The 20420-nt window shown below is 58.1% G+C and carries 18 protein-coding genes; 5 read left to right on the top strand and 13 right to left on the bottom strand.

Annotation, left to right across the window (positions count from 1 at the left end; all coding sequences use genetic code 11):
- The first annotated feature begins 48 nt into the window (after window positions 1–48).
- Complete coding sequence (locus ACOTX5_RS16465) at window positions 49–1695, top strand: Na+/H+ antiporter (protein ID WP_003860270.1); 1647 nt, start codon at window positions 49–51, stop codon at window positions 1693–1695.
- A gap of 36 nt (window positions 1696–1731) precedes the next feature.
- On the opposite strand, the gene ACOTX5_RS16460 is transcribed toward ACOTX5_RS16465, so the two are convergent.
- On the bottom strand, window positions 1732–2646 hold the full coding sequence (locus ACOTX5_RS16460) for a LysR family transcriptional regulator (RefSeq protein WP_032103692.1): 915 nt from the start codon (window positions 2644–2646) through the stop codon (window positions 1732–1734).
- Window positions 2647–2748: 102 nt separating this feature from the next.
- Between ACOTX5_RS16460 and ACOTX5_RS16455 the strand changes: the two genes are divergently transcribed.
- Window positions 2749–3159: a CidA/LrgA family protein gene (locus ACOTX5_RS16455; protein ID WP_032103693.1), complete on the top strand. Its 411-nt coding sequence runs from the start codon at window positions 2749–2751 to the stop codon at window positions 3157–3159.
- Window positions 3152–3841, top strand: a complete 690-nt coding sequence (locus tag ACOTX5_RS16450) for an LrgB family protein (RefSeq protein WP_045911462.1) — start codon at window positions 3152–3154, stop codon at window positions 3839–3841. The genes ACOTX5_RS16455 and ACOTX5_RS16450 overlap by 8 nt, the downstream gene beginning before the upstream one ends.
- Before the next feature lie 33 nt (window positions 3842–3874).
- On the opposite strand, the gene actP is transcribed toward ACOTX5_RS16450, so the two are convergent.
- The 3 genes from actP to acs all read right to left on the bottom strand — a co-directional run bounded on the left by actP (window position 3875) and on the right by acs (window position 7922).
- Window positions 3875–5524 (bottom strand): cation/acetate symporter ActP, encoded by a 1650-nt coding sequence (actP, locus tag ACOTX5_RS16445; protein WP_033488129.1) that lies wholly within the window; start codon window positions 5522–5524, stop codon window positions 3875–3877.
- The gene (locus ACOTX5_RS16440; protein WP_017382635.1) at window positions 5521–5835 is read right to left on the bottom strand and encodes a DUF485 domain-containing protein; all 315 of its coding nucleotides are present in this window, start codon (window positions 5833–5835) and stop codon (window positions 5521–5523) included. The genes actP and ACOTX5_RS16440 overlap by 4 nt, the downstream gene beginning before the upstream one ends.
- A 128-nt stretch (window positions 5836–5963) precedes the next feature.
- Window positions 5964–7922, bottom strand: coding sequence for an acetate--CoA ligase (acs, locus tag ACOTX5_RS16435; RefSeq protein WP_045907627.1), 1959 nt, complete (start codon window positions 7920–7922; stop codon window positions 5964–5966).
- A gap of 423 nt (window positions 7923–8345) precedes the next feature.
- On the opposite strand from acs, the gene gltP reads away from it, so the two are divergent.
- Complete coding sequence (gene gltP, locus ACOTX5_RS16430) at window positions 8346–9659, top strand: glutamate/aspartate:proton symporter GltP (protein WP_015570199.1); 1314 nt, start codon at window positions 8346–8348, stop codon at window positions 9657–9659.
- An 80-nt stretch (window positions 9660–9739) separates the two neighbouring features.
- On the opposite strand, the gene ACOTX5_RS16425 is transcribed toward gltP, so the two are convergent.
- The 3 genes from ACOTX5_RS16425 to fdhF form a co-directional block, all read right to left on the bottom strand.
- Window positions 9740–10414 (bottom strand): tetratricopeptide repeat protein, encoded by a 675-nt coding sequence (locus tag ACOTX5_RS16425; protein ID WP_047726979.1) that lies wholly within the window; start codon window positions 10412–10414, stop codon window positions 9740–9742.
- 121 nt (window positions 10415–10535) lie between these two features.
- Entirely contained in the window at window positions 10536–10688 is a 153-nt protein-coding gene (locus ACOTX5_RS16420) for a Hok/Gef family protein (RefSeq protein ID WP_023295770.1), read from the bottom strand.
- 321 nt (window positions 10689–11009) lie between these two features.
- Window positions 11010–13157: a formate dehydrogenase subunit alpha gene (gene fdhF, locus ACOTX5_RS16415; protein ID WP_080024796.1), complete on the bottom strand. Its 2148-nt coding sequence runs from the start codon at window positions 13155–13157 to the stop codon at window positions 11010–11012.
- A 256-nt stretch (window positions 13158–13413) separates the two neighbouring features.
- On the opposite strand from fdhF, the gene ACOTX5_RS16410 reads away from it, so the two are divergent.
- Window positions 13414–14145, top strand: a complete 732-nt coding sequence (locus tag ACOTX5_RS16410; RefSeq protein ID WP_015570202.1) for a response regulator — start codon at window positions 13414–13416, stop codon at window positions 14143–14145.
- Here ACOTX5_RS16410 and ACOTX5_RS16405 read toward each other — a convergent pair.
- From ACOTX5_RS16405 to ACOTX5_RS16380, 6 genes are all read right to left on the bottom strand, one after another.
- The gene (locus tag ACOTX5_RS16405; protein ID WP_045911461.1) at window positions 14127–15146 is read right to left on the bottom strand and encodes a carbohydrate kinase family protein; all 1020 of its coding nucleotides are present in this window, start codon (window positions 15144–15146) and stop codon (window positions 14127–14129) included. The genes ACOTX5_RS16410 and ACOTX5_RS16405 overlap by 19 nt on opposite strands.
- The gene (locus ACOTX5_RS16400) at window positions 15146–16006 is read right to left on the bottom strand and encodes a ketose 1,6-bisphosphate aldolase (RefSeq protein ID WP_045911460.1); all 861 of its coding nucleotides are present in this window, start codon (window positions 16004–16006) and stop codon (window positions 15146–15148) included. Before ACOTX5_RS16400 ends, ACOTX5_RS16405 begins: the two co-directional genes overlap by 1 nt.
- Window positions 16007–16016: 10 nt before the next feature.
- Complete coding sequence (locus ACOTX5_RS16395) at window positions 16017–16703, bottom strand: D-lyxose/D-mannose family sugar isomerase (protein ID WP_047726984.1); 687 nt, start codon at window positions 16701–16703, stop codon at window positions 16017–16019.
- Window positions 16704–16825: 122 nt separating this feature from the next.
- Complete coding sequence (locus tag ACOTX5_RS16390; protein WP_003860240.1) at window positions 16826–17767, bottom strand: ABC transporter substrate-binding protein; 942 nt, start codon at window positions 17765–17767, stop codon at window positions 16826–16828.
- A gap of 28 nt (window positions 17768–17795) precedes the next feature.
- On the bottom strand, window positions 17796–18791 hold the full coding sequence (locus ACOTX5_RS16385; RefSeq protein WP_003860239.1) for an ABC transporter permease subunit: 996 nt from the start codon (window positions 18789–18791) through the stop codon (window positions 17796–17798).
- Between the two features lie 2 nt (window positions 18792–18793).
- Complete coding sequence (locus tag ACOTX5_RS16380; protein ID WP_017382641.1) at window positions 18794–20308, bottom strand: sugar ABC transporter ATP-binding protein; 1515 nt, start codon at window positions 20306–20308, stop codon at window positions 18794–18796.
- Between the last annotated feature and the right edge of the window lie 112 nt (window positions 20309–20420).

Raw genomic sequence — 20420 nt, 5'->3', positions numbered from 1 at the left:
ACGACGCCTCAGGTTTGGCATATAAGAAACACAGCAAACAGGGAACGCATGGAAATTTTCTTCACAATACTCATCATGACCCTTGTGGTCTCATTATCCGGGGTGGTTACACGCGTACTGCCCTTCCAGGTCCCCCTGCCTTTAATGCAAATAGCTATCGGTGCGCTGCTGGCGTGGCCGACGTTCGGTCTGCACGTGGAGTTCGATCCGGAACTGTTCCTCGTGCTGTTTATCCCGCCGCTGCTGTTTGCCGATGGCTGGAAAACGCCGACGCGCGAATTTCTGGAGCACGGGCGAGAGATCTTCGGCCTGGCGCTGGCGCTGGTGGTGGTCACCGTGGTCGGGATTGGTTTTCTGATCTACTGGGCCGTACCGGGGATCCCGCTCATACCCGCCTTTGCGCTGGCCGCCGTGCTGTCGCCTACCGACGCCGTGGCGCTGTCCGGCATTGTGGGCGAAGGGCGCATTCCAAAGAAAATCATGGGCATTTTGCAGGGCGAGGCGCTGATGAACGACGCCTCTGGCCTGGTCGCCCTGAAGTTTGCCGTGGCGGTTGCCATGGGCACCATGGTCTTTACCGTCGGCGGCGCGACCCTGGAATTCTTCAAGGTGGCGATTGGCGGTATCCTCGCGGGCTTCGTAGTGAGCTGGCTGTACGGACGCTCGCTGCGCTTCCTTAGCCGCTGGGGTGGTGATGAACCGGCGACGCAGATCGTCCTGCTGTTCCTGCTGCCGTTTGCCTCTTACCTGATTGCCGAACACATCGGCGTGTCGGGCATTCTGGCGGCGGTAGCCGCGGGGATGACCATCACCCGCTCCGGCGTTATGCGGCGCGCGCCGCTGGCGATGCGCCTGCGCGCGAACAGTACCTGGGCCATGCTCGAGTTTGTGTTTAACGGCATGGTGTTCCTGCTGTTGGGTCTGCAACTGCCGGGCATTATGGAATCCTCGCTGATTGCGGCCGAAGCGGATCCAAACGTTGAAGTCTGGATGCTGTTTACCGATATCGTGCTCATCTACCTTGCGCTGATGCTGGTGCGTTTCGGCTGGCTGTGGACGATGAAGAAATTCAGCGTTCGCTTCCTGACCAAAAAGCCGATGGAGTTTGGCTCGTGGACCACGCGCGAGCTGCTGATTGCCTCTTTCGCGGGCGTGCGCGGGGCGATCACCCTTGCTGGTGTCCTCTCCATTCCTCTGCTGCTGCCGACGGGTGACGTCTTCCCGGCGCGCTACGAGCTGGTGTTCCTGGCGGCGGGCGTGATCCTCTTCTCCCTGTTTGTCGGCGTGATTATGCTGCCGATTCTGCTGCAACATATTGACGCGGGGGACTCCTCGCAACAGCACAAAGAAGAGCGGATTGCCCGTGCGGCGACGGCGGAAGTGGCGATTGTCGCCATCGAGAAGATGGAGGAGCGTCTGGCCGCCGATGCCGAAGAGAACATTGATAACCAGCTGCTGAAGGAAGTCAGTTCACGCGTGATCGGTAATTTGCGTCGCCGTGCTGACGGACGTAACGACGTGGAAAGTTCGTTGCAGGAAGAGAACCTCGAACGCCGTTTCCGCCTGGCGGCGCTGCGCTCCGAGCGTGCCGAGCTGTATCACCTGCGCGCCACGCGGCAGATCAGCAACGAGACGCTGCAAAAGCTGCTGCACGATCTGGATCTGCTGGAAGCATTGTTGATTGAGAATCAGTAGCGCTGTAATTGCCCGGTGGCGCTGCGCTTACCGGGCCTACGTGCTCGATCGGTACCCTCTCCCTGTGGGAGAGGGTACCCAAAACCCCTCACAGCATTGCAACCACGCCTGCGCGCTGTGCGACAGATAGACCCCTTCACGCCAGATCATCCCCAGCTGCCAGTGCAGGTCGCTCTCCAGCGGGATCCAGCGCAGCGTATTTTTATCCAGCCGCTCGCAGATCGGCTGCGGCAGAATGGCAATCCCCACGCCCGCCTGTACCATCGCTGCCAGAAAATCCCACTGGCCGCTGCGCACCGCAATGCGCGGCTTCACGTTATGCTGGTTAAACAGCGCCATCAGCTGGCGGCTTAAGGCGAAATCTTCGTTGTAAATCAGCAGCGGGTGTTCGCCGAGCAGCTCGGGTTTTACTGACTCAATCTTCAGCCAGTCGCCGGAGCGCGGCACCAGCACGCACAGCGGGTGACTGAACAGAGGCAGCGTCGCCAGGCCGCTCTCCTCCTCCACGGGAAGGGCCGTCATGGCCACGTCCAGTTCACCGTTCATCACCGCCTGCTGCACGGTCAGGCCGCCAAATTCAGAAATTTTTAGCTCCACGCCGGGATAGCGCTGACGAAACAGACTTATCGGACCGGCCATCATCATGCCGACCATCGGCGGAATACCGAGCCGCAGCAGCCCTTTTGTCAGATGGTTGATGTCCCCAAGCTCGGCCTCCAGCTGGCGGAACTCCGCCAGAATTGCCAGCCCGCGCTCGAACACCACGCGACCGGTATCGGTCAGCAGTAGCTTGCGTCCGTCGCGGATCAGCAGGGTACAGTTCAGCTCATCTTCGAGGTTTTTCAGCATCTTGCTGATGGTTGGCTGGGTTACGAATAACTTCTCCGCTGCGCGGGTAAAACTTTGCTGGCGAACCACCTCGACAAAATAGCGCAGCGTTCTTATGTCCATGATTATTCCTCGAAACTATACCTTCGATGATTTTAATTCATTTCAGTCGATACCGTACGCTCACTATACTGGCGCCTCGTCTCATTTCTGAGGAAAACCCCCATGGCCGTGGCGTTAAGCCGTGTTACGCCTGCCGTTGTGCAACGACTCCAGGTACCGGTTCAGGTACTGCTTTACGCGGGACTGTTTGTTTTCGCGGAATATCTTGTCGACTGGCTGCATCTGCCTTTACCCGCCAACCTGGTGGGGATGGTGCTGATGCTGACGCTGATCCTCTGTCGCGCGTTGCCCCTTAGCTGGGTGCGGGCCGGCGCACGCTGGCTGCTGGCGGAGATGCTGTTGTTCTTTGTGCCGGCCGTGGTGGCGGTGGTGAACTATGCCCAGCTGCTGATGGTCGACGGCTGGCGCATCTTTGCGGTTATCGCCCTGAGCACGCTGATGGTGCTGGGCGCCACCGCCTGGGTGGTGGATAAAGTGTATCGCTTTGAAATCAGCAGGCAGACGCATGACTAACTTTCAGATAAGCGTGCTGTGCCTGATTGCGACAGTCGTCATCTACTTTGCCAACAAGCGCCTGTATCGCCGCTTTCGCGCGCTGCCGCTGATGCCGCTGGTCTTTACGCCGATCCTGCTGGTGCTGATGCTGGTCTTCGGCCATATCTCCTGGCAGAACTACATTGGCGAATCCCAATGGCTGCTGTGGCTGCTCGGCCCGGCGACCATCGCCTTCGCCGTACCCGTTTATGACAACCTCGCCATTATCAGACGCCACTGGATGTCGCTCAGCGCGGGCGTCGTCACCGCGACGGTGGTGGCGGTGTGCAGCTCGGTCTGGCTGGCGCGGCTGTTTACCCTGTCGGATGAAATCCAGCGCAGCCTGGCGGTGCGTTCGGTGACCACGCCGTTTGCGCTGGCAGCCGCCAAACCGCTCGGTGGCCAGCCGGATCTGGTGGCGCTGTTTGTGGTGGTGACGGGCGTCTTCGGCATGGCAGTGGGGGATGTGCTGTTTCTGCGGCTTTCCATTCGCGAAGGGATGGCGAAAGGCGCGGGGTTTGGCGCGGCGTCGCACGGGGCGGGGACGGCACGTTCGTATGAGCTGGGACAGCAGGAGGGCGTGGTCGCGAGCCTGGTGATGATGCTTTCGGGCGTCACGATGGTGCTGATTGCGCCGCTGGTGGCGTGGGTGATGTTTTAAGCTCCCCGGCCAGAGCGACCGGGGAGAAAAGGCTTAGTGCGCGCGGCCCTGCTCAACGCCCAGGCCGGTTTGCGAGCGGATAAACTGGGCGCGGAATTTTTCACGCTCCAGGTTACCCTCCGGTGAATTATCGGTGGCAGAGAAAATCCAGATCCCGATAAACGCCACGGCAATGGAGAACAGCGCCGGGTATTCATACGGGAAGATAGCGCTTTCGTGACCGAGGATCTGCACCCAGATGGTCGGGCCGAGGATCATCAGAATCACCGCCGTCAGCAGGCCCAGCCAGCCGCCGATCATCGCCCCACGGGTGGTCAGTTTTGACCAGTACATGGAGAGCAGAATGATCGGGAAGTTACAGCTTGCCGCAATCGAGAAGGCCAGCCCGACCATAAAGGCGATGTTCTGTTTCTCGAACAAAATCCCCAGCAGGATGGCGACGACGCCCAGCACCAGCACGGTGATTTTGGAGACTTTCAGCTCATCGCGCTCGCTTGCGCCTTTGCGGAAGACGTTGGCGTAGAGGTCATGCGAAACCGCCGACGCGCCGGCCAGCGTCAGCCCTGCAACCACCGCGAGGATGGTGGCAAAGGCCACGGCAGAGATAAAGCCGAGGAACAGGTTGCCGCCCACCGCGTCGGCCAGATGCACCGCCGCCATGTTGTTACCGCCGATAAGCGCGCCCGCCGCGTCTTTAAACGCCGGGTTTGCCCCCACCAGCATGATTGCGCCGAAGCCGATGATAAAGGTCAGAATGTAGAAGTAGCCCATAAACCCGGTGGCGTAGAACACGCTTTTACGCGCTTCACGCGCATCTGACACCGTGAAGAAACGCATCAGGATATGCGGCAGGCCAGCGGTACCGAACATCAGGCCGAGACCGAGCGAGAGCGCGGATATCGGATCTTTCACCAGCCCGCCCGGGCTCATGATCGCTTCCCCTTTCGGGTGGACCGCCATCGCTTCGGTAAACAGATTATTGAAGCTGAACCCGACGTGCTTCATCACCATAAAGGCCATAAAGCTGGCGCCGAACAGCAGTAGTACCGCTTTGATGATCTGTACCCAGGTGGTGGCCAGCATGCCGCCGAACAGGACGTACATCACCATCAGCACGCCTACCAGCACCACCGCGACGTGGTAGTTCAGGCCGAACAGCAGCTCGATCAGTTTGCCCGCGCCCACCATCTGGGCGATCAGATAGAGCGCCACCACCACCAGCGAACCGCAGGCGGAGAGGGAGCGAATCGGCCCCTGCTTCAGGCGATAGGAGGCGACGTCAGCAAAGGTATAGCGTCCCAGGTTGCGCAGGCGCTCGGCAATCAGGAACAGAATGATTGGCCAGCCCACCAGGAACCCGAGGGAGTAGATCAGGCCGTCATACCCTGAGGTATACACCAGCGCGGAGATCCCAAGGAACGAGGCGGCGGACATAAAGTCCCCCGCGATCGCCAGCCCGTTCTGGAAGCCGGTAATATTGCCGCCCGCGGTGTAGTAATCGTTACGGGAGCGTACGCGTTTCGACGCCCAGTAGGTGATGTACAGCGTCAGCACCACGAAAATCAGGAACATGATAATCGCCTGCCAGTTGGTTGGCTGGCGCTGAACCTCGCCAGTAAGGGCATCTGCTGCATGGGCAGCAAAGGGAAGTGTGGCGGCTAGCGCCGTCAGGACTCGCTTCATGATGCTTTTACCTCGCGCAGAACTTCTCTGTTAAGACGATCGAATTCACCGTTGGCGCGCCAGACGTACACACCCGTCAGCACAAACGAAATGATGATCACGCCAATCCCAATCGGAATACCGCGCGTGACGCTGGTACCCTCATGCAGCGGGGTGCCCAGCCAGTGCGGCGCAAAGGCGATCAGCAGAATAAAGCCGACGTAGATAATCAGCATGATGATGGAAAGGATGAAGGCAAACCGTTGCCGTTTTTCGACGAGCTCCCTGTAGTGCGCACTATTCTCTATCTGCTGACAAATATCGTTATTCATCACAGAGTCTCCAGAAGTAAGGTTGGTTTGTTTTTATCCCCTCTCCCCTGTGGGGAGAGGGTGAGGGGAGGAAGGTGCGGTCTGATGCCCTCACCCCGGCCCTCTCCCACGGGGAGAGGGAGAAAACACTAGGAAGGCATTGCGATGGCCTGCTTCTCTTCGAGCAGTTTGTCCACCACGCCAGGATCGGCCAGCGTTGAGGTATCACCGAGGTTACTGGTGTCGCCCGCCGCGATTTTGCGCAGGATACGGCGCATAATCTTGCCGGAACGGGTTTTCGGCAGCGAGTCGGTCCAGTGCAGCACGTCCGGCGTGGCAAGCGGGCCGATCTCTTTACGCACCCAGTTGCGCACCTCGGTATACAGCTCTGGCGACGGCTCTTCGCCGTGGTTCAGAGTGACGTAGGCGTAGATCGCCTGGCCTTTGATGTTGTGAGGAATGCCGACAACCGCCGCTTCGGCAATTTTCGGATGCGACACCAGCGCAGACTCAATCTCCGCCGTGCCCAGACGGTGGCCGGAGACGTTCAGCACGTCGTCCACGCGTCCGGTGATCCAGTAATAACCGTCTTCATCCCGGCGCGCGCCGTCGCCGCTGAAGTACATGTTTTTGAAGGTCGAGAAGTAGGTCTGCTCGAAGCGCTCATGGTCGCCGAACAGGGTACGCGCCTGGCCAGGCCAGGAATCGACGATCACCAGGTTGCCCTCGGTAGCGCCTTCCTGCGGATTGCCTTCGTTGTCCACCAGCGCAGGCTGCACGCCGAAGAACGGACGGGTGGCCGAACCGGCTTTCAGCTGCGTGGCACCCGGCATCGGGGTGATCATGAAGCCGCCGGTTTCGGTCTGCCACCAGGTATCCATCACCGGGCACTTCTCGTTGCCGATCTTCTTCCAGTACCACTCCCAGGCTTCGGGGTTGATCGGCTCGCCCACGGAGCCGAGGATACGCAGGGAAGAGCGGTCGGTCCCTTCGATGGCTTTATCGCCTTCCGCCATCAGCGCGCGGATCGCCGTTGGCGCGGTGTAGAGAATGTTGACCTGATGCTTATCAACCACCTGGCACATACGCGCCGGGGTCGGCCAGTTCGGTACGCCTTCAAACATCAGCGTCGTTGCGCCGCAGGCCAGCGGGCCGTACAGCAGGTAGCTATGACCGGTCACCCAGCCCACGTCGGCGGTACACCAGTAGATGTCGCCCGGATGGTAGTCGAAAACGTATTTAAAGGTGGTGGCCGCGTAAACCAGATAGCCGCCGGTGGTATGCAGCACGCCTTTCGGCTTACCGGTGGAGCCGGAGGTATAAAGAATAAACAGCGGATCTTCCGCGTTCATCTCTTCAGGCTGATGCTGGTCGCTGGCGTTTTCAATCAGATCGCTCCACCACAGGTCGCGCCCCTCGTGCCAGTCGATTTTGCCGCCCGTGCGTTTGAAGACAATGACGTTACTGATGGATTTCACGTTCGGGTTTTTCAGCGCTTCATCAACGTTTTTCTTCAGCGGAATACCGCGCCCGGCGCGCACGCCCTCGTCAGCGGTGATCACCAGCTTCGAATTTGAGTCGACAATACGCCCGGCAACCGCCTCCGGCGAGAAACCGCCGAAGATAACGGAGTGGATCGCACCGATGCGCGCGCAGGCCAGCATAGCCACGGCGGCTTCCGGCACCATTGGCATATAGATCGCCACCACATCGCCTTTTTTAATGCCCTGGGCCAGCAGCACGTTGGCAAAGCGGCACACGTCGCGATGAAGTTCGTTATAGGTGATATGTTTACTCTGAGAGGCATCGTCGCCTTCCCAGATGATGGCCGTTTCGTTGCCGCGTTCAGCAAGATGGCGGTCCAGGCAGTTCGCCGCCAGGTTCAGCGTGCCGTCTTCATACCATTTAATGGAGACGTTGCCCGGCGCGAAAGAGGTGTTCTTTACCTTCTGATAAGGTTTGATCCAGTCGAGGATGTGGCCCTGCTCACCCCAGAACGCGTCAGGGCTGGAAACGGACTGCTGGTATTTCTCCTGGTATTGCTCCGGGCTTATCAGGCAACGGTCCGCAATGTTTGCGGGAATGTCGTGTTTGTGTATTTGGCTCATGGCTTTTTTTCTCCTTGTAAGATGTTAATAATATGTCGCAAAAACGTTAATAGTAGGGGCTTTACAAGCTTTGTTTAGTATTTGGGCGACAGATCACGCAATGTCTGAAGAGTATGAAAATTGAGCGAATGAAACTTTGAAGGGAAATAATTCACCTGAAGAATTATTCACTTTTTTGAAGTGAAAATATTTTTTATAACAAATGGTTATTTATGAGAATTGCTATAAATTGCCGTCAATGACACTTTTTGCAGTGAAATGCCTTGTTCTTTAAGGCTTGCGCAGCATGCCGTGCAAATGATACTCATACGGCGCGTTAAAAAATCCCATAAACCAACGCAACACAATTCATACCCTTTCAGTATGTCTCCATATTCATGCAGTTTTGATGGTACGGAGATTTCATTGAGGAAGTCAGTTTCTATGAAAAATTTGAAAGTCAGCCTGGCCTGGCAGATCCTGCTGGCCCTTGTGCTGGGCATCTTGCTGGGCAGTTACCTCCATTATCATAGCGACAGCCGCGAGTGGCTGATTGCGAACCTTCTCTCCCCTGCGGGCGATATCTTTATTCATCTGATCAAGATGATTGTTGTGCCGATTGTGATCTCGACGCTGGTGGTCGGTATCGCGGGTGTCGGTGATGCGAAACAGTTAGGCCGCATCGGCGTTAAAACTATTCTCTATTTCGAAGTGATCACCACGGTTGCCATCGTTCTTGGCATCACCCTGGCGAATGTGTTCCAGCCTGGTGCCGGGATCGATATGTCACAGCTGGCGACGGTGGATATTTCGAAATACCAAAGCACAACCGCCGATGTGCAGAGCCATTCGCATGGACTGATGGGGACTATTCTCTCGCTGGTGCCGACCAACATTATCGCGTCCATGGCGAAGGGCGAGATGCTGCCGATCATCTTCTTCTCGGTACTCTTTGGTCTGGGGCTTTCTTCCCTGCCCGCGACGCACCGTGAACCGCTGGTCACCGTGTTCCGATCTGTCTCCGAAACCATGTTCAAAGTCACCCACATGGTGATGCGCTATGCGCCGGTCGGGGTATTCGCGCTGATTGCGGTGACCGTAGCGAACTTCGGCTTTGCCTCCCTGTGGCCGCTGGCGAAGCTGGTGATTCTGGTGCACTTCGCGATTCTGTTCTTCGCGCTGGTGGTGCTGGGCATTGTGGCGCGCCTGTGCGGGCTCAGCATCTGGATCCTGATCCGCATCCTGAAGGATGAGCTGATTCTGGCCTACTCCACGGCAAGCTCCGAGAGCGTACTGCCGCGTATCATTGAGAAGATGGAGGCCTACGGTGCGCCGGCGTCCATTACCAGCTTCGTGGTACCAACGGGTTACTCCTTTAACCTGGATGGTTCGACGCTGTATCAGAGTATTGCGGCAATCTTTATCGCGCAGCTGTACGGCATTGACCTGTCGCTGTGGCAGGAGATCGTGCTGGTTCTGACGCTGATGGTGACTTCAAAAGGCATCGCAGGCGTGCCGGGCGTCTCCTTCGTGGTGCTGCTGGCGACGCTGGGCAGCGTCGGTATTCCGCTGGAAGGCCTGGCGTTTATTGCCGGTGTGGACCGTATCCTCGACATGGCGCGTACTGCGCTGAACGTGGTGGGTAATGCGCTGGCGGTGCTGGTAATCTCCAAGTGGGAACACAAGTTCGACCGTAAAAAAGCGCTGGCGTATGAACGCGAGGTGCTGGGTCGTTTTGATAAAACGGCTGACCAGTAACATTCTAAGCCCGGTGGCGCTGCGCTTACCGGGCCTACGGGTTTTGTAGGCCGGGTAAGGCGAAGCCGCCACCCGGCACGTTACTCCCCGCTCAACGCATCAAACTCTTCACACCCGGTATCAAACCCTTCGGTACAGCTCAGGTTTAACCAGTAAAGCGCTTTCTGTTTATTCGGTGTGATAAAACCTTTCTCACCCTGCCTGAACAGCATTCCTGCCCAGTACTCCGCATAGCCCGTCCGGGACAGAGCCGAACTCCGCTTGAACCACGATGCGGCCTGCACGTCATCCTGAGGGACTTCAATGCCGTTGGCATAGATCAGCCCCAGCAGCTGTTGCGCGTCTACCGCCGAGTCGCTATCGATGTCTTCGGTCGCCGATTGCAGCAGTGCGATGGCCTGCGGGTAGTCGGTTTTGCCCGCCTGCGTGTTCACCAGCACCCGCGCCAGCATGATCGCGCCGCGTTTGCTGCCCGCAATGTTTGCCTGCTGGGCCAGGGCTTTAGCCTGCGCATAGTCACCCTGCGAAAAGTGGATTTGCGACAGCAGCGCCATGGCGTCGACATCACCGCCTTTTGCCGCTTTTTCCGCCCACAGCGCCGCCTGCGCGCTGTCGCCGGAACTGAACCAGGTATCGGCAAGATAATACTGCGCGCGCGCATCGCCCGCTTCAGCCTGCTTTTTATACTGGCTGCCTATCTCATCGGCATGGGCAAACGCGGTTAAAAATAACAACATCAGAAAAAGGGTTTTCATGGATTCTTATCATCTGGGTACACGCCGCGCAGTATAATCGCGGTGACAGAAGAAAAAAACGGGTGCGTTAAGACCTCAGCATCCCACAAGCCGGGCGGAACACGCGTTCCGCCCGAAGAGGTTAGCCTGCGTTACAGGCTAATTTCGCCGCCACCTCCTGATGTTCACTCTTTATTGAAAACTCGCAGAGCTTATCGCGAGTAATAAAGGTAAAGATCACTATCGTCAGGCAAATAATAAAGACGATGCCTAACGTAGTTTTTAATGGCGTCATGCCTTTTACTCCTTGTGAAAAAAAGAATAAGAGGCTACTCTCAACCTGTTGGTTGTTGAGGGGTAGCCTCGGGTAAATGCAAATTTCCCGGGGCTTTCCACTTTCTGTCCCTCAACAATGCTCAAGACAGAAAGTCTTAAGCACCCGCCGCATATCTTATCTCGCTGAATTAAAATGCAAAGATGTAATTAATTTTCGCGCAAATTACATTTTTTCTGCGAGACGCCTTCAGAAATATATATAGATGTAATTAATAGCGATGCCATAAATAATAATGGGGTGAATATCTCACCCCATTTAGTCAGCGATTAATTAACGGCTTCATCCCATTGCGCTTTCGCGCAGGCGGGCTTTCAGCTTGTTATATTCGTCGATCACATACTGTTCCGCAGCGTGTTGATCCGCTATTGGCTCCACGTTTACGGCGCAGTATTTATACTCCGGCGTTTTGGTTATCGGGCTTAAGTTCTCCGTCACCAGCTCGTTACAGGCGCCAATCCACCACTGGTAGGTCATATAGACTGCCCCTTTGTTTGGACGGTCGCTGACCTGCGCGCGGGTAATGATGCGGCCTTTACGCGAGTTCACCCACACCAGCGCTTCATCTTCAATACCGAGACGTTCGGCATCGGCGGTGTTGATCTGCGCGTAGCCCGGTTCATCCGCCAGCGCCGCCAGCGCGGCGCAGTTGCCGGTCATGGAGCGGCAGGAGTAGTGGCCCACTTCACGCACGGTGGAGAGCACCATCGGATACTCGTCGGTGAGCTTATCGATCGGCGCGACCCAGTCGCAGGTGAAGAACTGCGCCAGCCCGTTCGGGGTGTCGAACTTCTCTTTAAAGAGGTATGACGTCCCCTGATCGGATTCTGACTCATCCCGGCACGGCCACTGGATGTAGCCCAGCTCACCCATTTTTTCATAGGTTGCCCCATAAAAGTCCGGGCACAGATGCCGCAACTCGTCCCAGATCTCCTGGGTGTTGTTGTAGTGCATCGGGTAGCCCATGCGGGTGGCGATTTCGCTGATGATCTGCCAGTCCGTTTTCAGATCCCACTTCGGCTCGACGGCCTTGAAGAAGCGCTGGAAGCCGCGGTCTGCTGCCGTATAGACACCTTCATGCTCGCCCCAGGAGGTCGACGGCAGAATCACATCCGCCGCTGCCGCGGTTTTGGTCATAAAGATATCCTGAACAATCACCAGCTCCAGATCCTCAAAGCCTTTGCGCACCGCGGACAGTTCGGCGTCGGTCTGGAGCGGATCTTCACCCATGATGTAGGCCGCACGTACTTCACCGTGAGCCGCGCGGTGCGGCAGCTCGCTGATGCGGTATCCGGTGTGTGCCGGCAGACTTTCCACGCCCCAGGCCTTCGCAAACTTCTCGCGGTTTTCCGGGAACTTCACGTACTGGTAGCCCGGATAGGTGTCCGGCAGCGCGCCCATATCACACGCACCCTGCACGTTATTCTGACCACGCACCGGGTTCACGCCCACATGCGCTTTACCCAGATTGCCGGTCAGCATGGCGAGGCTGGTGAGCGAGCGCACGGTTTCCACACCCTGGTAGAACTGGGTCACGCCCATGCCCCACAGGATGGCGGCGGTTTTCGCTCCGGCGTACATCCGCGCCGCCTGGCGGATCTCCTGCGCGCTGACGCCGGTTATCGCCTCTACTGACTCCGGCGTATAGCCTTCGACAATCTTGCGATACTCTTCAAACCCTTCCGTACGGCTCGCGACAAACGCCTGGTCGTAGAGGTTCTCCTCAATAATGACGTGCCCCATCGCATTCAACAGCGCGATGTTCGAGCCGTTTTTCAGTGCGATGTGCATATCCGCAATGCGCGCGGTTTCAATTTTACGCGGATCGCAGACGATGATTTTCGCCCCGTTCTGTTTGGCGCGAATAACGTGATTCGCGACGATAGGGTGAGAATCCGCCGGGTTATAGCCGAAGATGAACACCAGATCGGTGTTATCTATCTCATTGATGGCATTACTCATTGCGCCGTTACCGACCGACTGGTGCAGACCTGCAACCGATGGGCCGTGTCAGACGCGAGCGCAGCAGTCGACGTTATTGGTACCAATAACGGCGCGCGCGAATTTTTGCATCACATAGTTGGTTTCATTCCCGGTTCCGCGTGAGGAGCCGGTGGTCTGAATCGCATCCGGGCCATACTTGGCCTTGATGGCGCTGAGGCGCGTGGCGACGTAATCCAGCGCTTCATTCCAGGAGACGGCTTCCAGCTTGCCGCCGCGCTCGCGGCGGATCATAGGGGTTTTCAGGCGCGGCGTGAGGATTTGGGTATCGTTAATAAAATCCCAGCCGTAGTACCCTTTCAGGCACAGCGTGCCCTGATTGGTTTTACCCTGCGCCGCTTCCGCCCGGACGATTTTGCCGTTATCGACCACCAGGTGGATCTTGCAACCTGAGGCACAATAAGGGCAAACCGTGACGACTTTTTTCATCACTTTGCTCCAGTTAAACAGTTCTTACCTGCCCAATATGCAGCTTCTATGCCATGTTTTTACTATGGGTATTTCCTGACTTTACGGCCCTTTGCGGGGCAAAACCCTGACGAAAAACAGCCAATCGTCAAAATTGACGTGTCGAAAGGGCAGGGGATGTGACATGGATTGAATTTCCGTCACGTAAAAAACAATTCGGCTGGAGCCAGCGGCAGAATGGTTCAGACTTAACATAATCCCCTGACGGAAGCATGCGATGAAACCGGCGATTCTGGTGGTTGATGATGATGTCGCAGTCTGCGAACTGCTACAGGATGTGCTCAGCGAGCACGTCTTTACCGTGCTGACGTGTCACACCGGTCAGGACGCGGTGAACCGTGTCCAGCAGGATCCCGGCATTGCGCTGGTTCTGCTGGACATGATGCTGCCGGATATCAACGGATTACAGGTTTTGCTGCAACTGCAAAAGCAGCGACCATCGCTACCGGTGGTGATGCTGACGGGGCTGGGAAGTGAATCAGATGTGGTCGTCGGGCTGGAAATGGGCGCCGATGATTACATCGGAAAACCGTTCAATCCGCGCGTGGTGGTCGCCCGCGTTAAGGCGGTGCTGCGTCGAACCGGCGCGCTGGACGCGGAGCCTGCCGCGCCGCGCGTTGAAGGTATTACCTTTAACGGCTGGACGCTGGACACCACCCGCTGCGAGCTGAGCGATCCGCAGCGTAATACCGTGCCATTAACCCAGGGCGAATACGGCCTGCTGCTGGCATTAACGCAAAACGCCCGCCGGGTACTGAGTCGTGAACAGCTGCTGGAGCTGACCCACAGCGAAAGCGCCGAGGTCTTTGACCGCACTATCGACGTGTTGATCATGCGGCTACGGCGAAAAATTGAGGTCAATCCGCACCAGCCTTTGCTGATCAAAACCATTCGCGGTCTGGGCTATGTTTTTGCCACGGACGTTTCCCATCATGAGAAAGCCGCCTGACCGTTCTCCTGAATAAACGCCTGAAGCTCGGCCAGCGTTTTCGCGCCGTCAATCGCATTGGCCGCCAGCAGGCTGGCCCGCGCGCAGGCGTGCGCCAGATAAATACTCTCGGTAAGCGACAGCGATTCATGGCAACCGTATAAAAAGCCTGCGCAAAACGCGTCGCCCGCACCGACGCTGCCGATAATCTCGTCCTGCGTCAGCTTCCACGACGGAACCCATTGCCCTTTTTCACCCGGTGCTTCACCCCATGCCCCTTCCGGACAGTGGATCACCACCCGCTGCCGCACGCCTGCCGCCAGCAGCTGTGCGGCAGCGTCGGCGATATGGACCATGTTCAGCACACCATGACCGTCGCGGATCTCAAGCCCGCTAAACTCACCGGCTTCCAGCTCGTTAATCACCAGATAATCAAGATGACGCAGGGCAGGGAGCACCAGCGGCTGATAGCGCGGATCGCCCTTGCGGGAGACCAGATCGAGCGAGGTTTCATACCCCTGATCGCGCATCTGTGCCAGTAACCGCGCGCTGCGGGTGCCAAACTCCTCGTCCGGCATGTCCAGGCTGTCGAGCAGCAGCAGATAGCCGAGATGGAAGATCTTCAGCGATCCGTCTAAACGATCGAAGGCGGGAAGATCCAGCAGGCGGTTGGCCCCCGGCGAGTGGAAAAAGGTGCGCTGTCCGCTGGGGTCGGTCATCACCTGCGACATCGACGTTGGGGCGAACGTTGTACGCTGCACGCGCTGGCGATTGACGTGATACTGGTCGAGCATCGCCAGAATATAGTCTCCGTCGCTGTCTTCCCCAATCAGCCCCACCGCCTGTAGCGGCAGGCCGACGTGCATTTTCGCCAGCGTCAGCAGAACGTTGAGCGGCGCACCGCCGGTTGAGCGTTCACTGTGGGTGATTTCCGCCAGCCAGCCGCGCTCCGGCCACTGCACGATCTGGTGAACGTGATCCACCAGCATGTTGCCTGCGGCGATAATCCCTTTGCGTTCCATTATGCCTGCCCCGCGCTGCCGAAGATGCGCATCTGCTCCGCGACCGTATCGGTAATGGCCTCTTCAATACCCAGCAGCAGTTCGGCAAATTCATCGTACAGCGGCTGGCGGTTTGCCATGCGCTGCTCAACGGCGGCGAGCGCGGCCTGCGACATGCCGGTATAGAAGTTGATTTTATGAATGCCCAGCTCGATGGCGCGGCGGAAATCAGCATCGCTGATGCCAGAGCCGCCGTGTAACACCAGCGGCAGGCCCGTCTGCTGGCGAATGGCGTCCAGACGCGGGAAATCAAGCTTCGGCTCGCCCTTGTATTTGCCGTGCGCGTTGCCAATGGCGACCGCCAGCGCATCGATGCCGGTTGAATCAACAAACTCGCGCGCCAGCTGTGGGTCGGTAAAGAACGCTTCGTCCGCATGCCCGTACAGCGCGCCGCCTTCATCTCCGCCGACTGCGCCCAGCTCCGCCTCCACCGAGACGCCCACCGCGTGGCACATCTTCACCACTTCCCGGGTCTGGCGGATATTTTCCTCATAGCTCAGCGTCGAGCCGTCGAACATCACCGAGCTGAACCCTAAGCGCAGGGCGCGCACGACGGCCTCAAAATGCAGGCCATGGTCGAGGTTAAGCACCACGGGAATATTGTGACGGGCGGCTTCGAACTTCACCGCTTCCACCAGTGACTCCAGAGACACGTACTTAAAATGCACTTCCGCGATGTTGATGATAAACGGCGAACGTTCCTGCTTCGCGGCGGCAAACAGCGCGCGCAGAAAATGGGAGTCGAGAACGTTGAACGCGCCCAGGGCGTAGCGGTGTTCTCTGGCGTGTGCCAGACCGTCGGCAAGAGAAATCAATGGCATCATTCACTCCTTATATCCGAAACAGGGTGTACTCGTTGCACAGCACCAGCACCGCCGGTTCGTCTTCTTCGATGGTGTTATAGCGGTCAATGGGCTGTAAAAAGTGGTTGTCGTGTTCATCGTCATTGACCGACGACACTTCGCCCACCAGCACGTCGCCAAAGCCGCGTTCGCCCCAGAAACTATGGTACAGGCCGGGCGTCAGGCAGATGCTTTCCCCTGGCGTGAGGCGCAGCTGACTGCCGGGCGCGTGCGTCTGCCGACAACCGTCTATCGTGACGATCACGTCGGTGTTTTCGGTCTCCTCATGCGCCCCCGCATTCCATAACTCAATAATCAGATTCCCGCCGCCGCGGTTGATGATGTCCTCCCGCTTGCGCCAGTGGAAATGCATCGGCGTCACCTGGCCGTCGCGCACGTGCATGATTTTTTCGGCATAGCACTTCTCATAAGGCACGCCGTTGGGGGAGCCGTTGCGCAGGGTGAACAGCGTCAGCCCCTGTGCGGCAAAGTGGTTGCCGCCAAACGCCGTCACGTCCCAGCCGAGCCTGAGGTCGAACACCTCCTGCCAGGCGGCCTGGTCAAGCTGCTGCCATTTTGTTGGCGGAAAGCTGGCAAACGGCGGGAGATGCACGTCGTGCATGGAGAAGAACTGCCGCGTGTGGCCGAGGATTTCATTGATGTCGGAGCGTTTCATGGGGACTCCTTGAGTTTTATGCCACCCCCTCACCCCGGCCCTCTCCCTCAAGGGAGAGGGTGAGTAAGTTCCCTCTCCCTTGAGGGAGAGGGTTAGGGTGAGGGCATCAGGCCGCACCGGGTTTACTTAACCGTCCACCCCTTATACGTGCCGACGTTCTTTTTATCGATCATCGTCACCGGGATCAGCACAGGCTCTTTCGGCGCAGGTTTGCCCTGAAGAATGTCATAGCCGATCTCCACCGCCTTCGCCGCCATCACCTGCGGATCCTGCGCCGGCGTCGCCACAAACAGGGAGTTTTCGCGCTTCAGAGCTTCTTCACCGTCCGGGCTGCCATCCACGCCAACGATAAAGAACTCATTACGTTGAGCCTGTTTCGCTGCCAGATCGGCGCCGATCGCCGTCGGATCGTTAATTGCGAATACGCCGTCGATCTTCGGATTGGCCGCCAGCAGGGAGGTCATGACCTCCAGTCCGCCTTCGCGGCTGCCTTTGGCGTTCTGATTATCCGAGAGCACTTTGATATCCGGGTGGCGCCTGAACTCGGTCTGGCAGCCCTCCACGCGGTTTTGTACCGCAGAAACCGGCGGCCCGTTGATGATCACCACGTTGCCTTTACCTTTCAGGCGGTCGGTTATGTACTTACAGGCCATCTCCCCCGCCTGGGTGTTATCGGAGGTGATGGTCGCATCAGCCCCTTCCGCCGCCACGTCAACCGCCACGACCACGATCCCTGCCTCTTTGGCGCGTTTTACCGCCGGGCCGATCCCTTTGGAATCCGCGGCGTTGAGGATGATCATGTCCACTTTCGCCGCAATGAAGTTATCGATCTGCGACACCTGCTGGCCCAGATCGTACCCGCTGGAGACCAGCGTCACCTTGACGTTATCTCCCGCCAGCTTGCGCGCTTCCAGCTCGGCACCTTTGGTGATCTGCACGAAGAACGGGTTAGCCAGGTCGCCCACCGTCACGCCGATGGACTTCAGATCTTTTGCCTGCGCAAACGGGGTTGCGGCCAGCAGCGCGCCAGCACAGAGCGCGGTCACTAAGGGCTTCAATCTCATGCTGTATTCCTCTCGTAGGGTATTGTTGTTATGCACTTTGATGGTGTCGGGTACGGTATTTGTCGATCAGCACCGCTATGATGATCACCGCCCCTTTGATCACCAGCTGCCAGAAGTAGGAGACGCCCATCAGCGTCATGCCGTTGTTGAGGGTGGCGATGATCAATGCACCGACCAGCGTGCCGGTGATCGTGCCGATCCCGCCGACGAAGCTGGTTCCGCCGAGGATCACCGCCGCAATCGCATCCAGCTCGTACCCCGTGCCGAGGTTGCCGTTGGCGCTGTAGAGGCGCGAGGCGCTCATCACGCCGCCTAATCCCGAGAGCAGGCCGCTCATGCCGTAGACAAACAGCAGCACCAGCCAGACCTTGATGCCGGTTAAGCGTGCCGCCTGCATATTGCCGCCGACCGCATAGATGTGAACGCCGAGGGTTGTGCGACGCAGAATAAACCAGCACACCACAATCACCGCTAGGGCGATCACCACCAGCCACGGAATCGGGCCGAGGTAGTTGTTGCCGATCCACTCGAAGTTAATGTTGGAGTTAATGACCGTCGTGCCGTCCGCCAGCAGATACGCCGCGCCGCGCAGTGCCGTATAGGTGCCGAGGGTGACGATAAACGGCGGCAGCCCGGCAAAGGCCACCAGCGCGCCGTTGAACAGCCCCAGCACCATACCGAGCATCAGCGCCGCCGGAATGGAGAGCATCGCAAATTCAGGGATAAGCGAGACCACCATCGCCGCTACCGCCGTAGTGCCCAGAATCGAGCCCACAGAGAGGTCAATCCCGCCGGTCAGGATGATGAAGGTCATCCCCGCCGCCAGCACGATGTTGATCGACGCCTGCCGGGTAATATTCAGCAGGTTGCTCTCGGTGAAAAAGTTCGGGGCGATAAAGCCAAATACCGCCACAATCAGGATTAAAATCGGCAAAATGCCGATCGTTTGCATCAGATCGCTCATCAGCATTTTTTTGGCGGAGGCGGATTTCGCCACCTGCTGCGGATGGGTTGGAGTTGTCATAATTACACCGCCTGATGATGTGTGTCGTTCACGCCGGTTGCCAGCGTCATAATGTTTTCCTGAGAGATGTCGCGTCCGTGAAGTTCACCCGCGATGCTGCCTTCCCGCATCACGTACACCCGGTCGCTCATGCCCACCACTTCCGGCAGCTCGCTGGAGATCATCAGAATCGCCACCCCTTTGCGCGCCATCTGGTTCATGATGCGGTAGATCTCGCTTTTCGCGCCGACGTCCACCCCGCGCGTGGGCTCGTCCAGAATCAGAATGCGCGGGCCAATCGCCACCCAGCGGGAGATCAGCAGCTTTTGCTGGTTGCCGCCGGAGAGCCCGCCCGCGCGCACCTGAGAATGCGGCACGCGGATATTGAGCAGGGCGATGGCGTCATCGGAAATAGACTGCGCTTTTTTGCGGTTCAGCCAGCCGAAGGTGGCGTCGCGCTCCAGCGTCGCCATGGTGATGTTCTCCTGCGCCGCCAGCTCCAGAAACAGCCCCTGCTCCTTGCGGTTCTCGGTAAGAAAACCGATGCCGTTTTCAATGGCCGCGCGCGGGGAGTGGATCACCACCGGCTCGCCGTCGACCTCAATCATGCCGCCCGTGGCTTTACGCACGCCGAAGATCAGCTGCGCCAGCTCGGAGCGTCCGGCCCCGACCAGCCCCGCCAGCCCGACGATTTCACCGGAGCGAACCTGCAAACTGCACGGCAGCACTTTTTTGCCATCTGTCAGGTGGTGCACGTTCAGACGCGGGCTGCCGAGCGGAATATCGCGCTCTTTGTTAAACAGATCGCTTAACGGACGGCCCACCATCATGCGCACCAGCTCAGAGGCATTCAGCTTGTCGCGCGTCAGGCTGCCGACGTACTGCCCGTCGCGCAGGACGCTGACGCGATCGGAAAGCTCATACACTTCCGCCATGCGGTGGCTGATGTAGATAATCGCCATCCCTTCATCGCGCAGGCGCAAAATCAGTTCGAACAGACGGTGGGTTTCGCGCGAGGAGAGGGCGGCGGTGGGTTCATCCATCACCAGAATACGGCTGTTGCGGTGCAGCGCGCGGGCGATCTCCACCTGCTGTTGCTCGGCGATGGTCAGCTTCATGACCAGGTCGGTGGCACTGAACTGCGCGCCCAGACGGTCAATGACCGCCTGCGCCTGGGCTGCCATCTCTTTGCGCTGGACCAGCCCGCCGCGCGACAGCTCGCTGCCGAGAAAAATGTTTTCCGCCACGGTCAGGTTAGGAGCAAGCTGCATCTCCTGATAAATCAGGGTAATGCCTGCGGCCAGCGCATCCTTCGGACCTTTGATGTGAAACGGCTGACCGTCGATGAGGATGTCGCCGCTGCTGGCGGTATAAGCGCCTGCGAGGATCTTCATCAGCGTGCTTTTTCCGGCGCCGTTTTCCCCCATCAGCGCGTGGATCTCTCCGGGGAAAACCGTCAAATCCACACCCTTGAGCGCGTGGAAATTGCCAAACGTCTTGGCAATATTGCGCATCTCTAAAACCGGGGTTCTGCTCATGGCGGATCTCCTGTGAATGTCGATATCTGCACTTCATCACAGGCGCGTAAATGCAAAATGTCAGAAGCTGTTCATATTTGTCATAGTTATGAATAGCGAATGTGGATCACAG

It is taken from the genome of Enterobacter cloacae complex sp. IR5441, assembly GCF_049238215.1.
Classification (GTDB): domain Bacteria; phylum Pseudomonadota; class Gammaproteobacteria; order Enterobacterales; family Enterobacteriaceae; genus Enterobacter; species Enterobacter hormaechei_C.
The sequence above is the reverse complement of the archived record's forward strand: the minus strand, read 5'-3'. Positions and strand labels throughout refer to the sequence as shown.

Bases quoted from the DNA above. Each gene is read 5' to 3' on its own strand.
- ACOTX5_RS16460 (WP_032103692.1), bottom strand. From the start codon at position 2,646: ATGGACATAAGAACGCTGCGCTATTTTGTCGAGGTGGTTCGCCAGCAA.
- ACOTX5_RS16385 (WP_003860239.1), bottom strand. From the start codon at position 18,791: ATGACAACTCCAACCCATCCGCAGCAGGTGGCGAAATCCGCCTCCGCC.
- ACOTX5_RS16420 (WP_023295770.1), bottom strand. From the start codon at position 10,688: ATGACGCCATTAAAAACTACGTTAGGCATCGTCTTTATTATTTGCCTG.
- ACOTX5_RS16425 (WP_047726979.1), bottom strand. From the start codon at position 10,414: ATGAAAACCCTTTTTCTGATGTTGTTATTTTTAACCGCGTTTGCCCAT.
- ACOTX5_RS16410 (WP_015570202.1), top strand. From the start codon at position 13,414: ATGAAACCGGCGATTCTGGTGGTTGATGATGATGTCGCAGTCTGCGAA.
- ACOTX5_RS16455 (WP_032103693.1), top strand. From the start codon at position 2,749: ATGGCCGTGGCGTTAAGCCGTGTTACGCCTGCCGTTGTGCAACGACTC.
- ACOTX5_RS16380 (WP_017382641.1), bottom strand. From the start codon at position 20,308: ATGAGCAGAACCCCGGTTTTAGAGATGCGCAATATTGCCAAGACGTTT.
- gltP (WP_015570199.1), top strand. From the start codon at position 8,346: ATGAAAAATTTGAAAGTCAGCCTGGCCTGGCAGATCCTGCTGGCCCTT.
- ACOTX5_RS16405 (WP_045911461.1), bottom strand. From the start codon at position 15,146: ATGGAACGCAAAGGGATTATCGCCGCAGGCAACATGCTGGTGGATCAC.
- ACOTX5_RS16440 (WP_017382635.1), bottom strand. From the start codon at position 5,835: ATGAATAACGATATTTGTCAGCAGATAGAGAATAGTGCGCACTACAGG.
- actP (WP_033488129.1), bottom strand. From the start codon at position 5,524: ATGAAGCGAGTCCTGACGGCGCTAGCCGCCACACTTCCCTTTGCTGCC.
- ACOTX5_RS16390 (WP_003860240.1), bottom strand. From the start codon at position 17,767: ATGAGATTGAAGCCCTTAGTGACCGCGCTCTGTGCTGGCGCGCTGCTG.
- ACOTX5_RS16400 (WP_045911460.1), bottom strand. From the start codon at position 16,006: ATGCCATTGATTTCTCTTGCCGACGGTCTGGCACACGCCAGAGAACAC.
- ACOTX5_RS16465 (WP_003860270.1), top strand. From the start codon at position 49: ATGGAAATTTTCTTCACAATACTCATCATGACCCTTGTGGTCTCATTA.
- ACOTX5_RS16450 (WP_045911462.1), top strand. From the start codon at position 3,152: ATGACTAACTTTCAGATAAGCGTGCTGTGCCTGATTGCGACAGTCGTC.
- ACOTX5_RS16395 (WP_047726984.1), bottom strand. From the start codon at position 16,703: ATGAAACGCTCCGACATCAATGAAATCCTCGGCCACACGCGGCAGTTC.
- acs (WP_045907627.1), bottom strand. From the start codon at position 7,922: ATGAGCCAAATACACAAACACGACATTCCCGCAAACATTGCGGACCGT.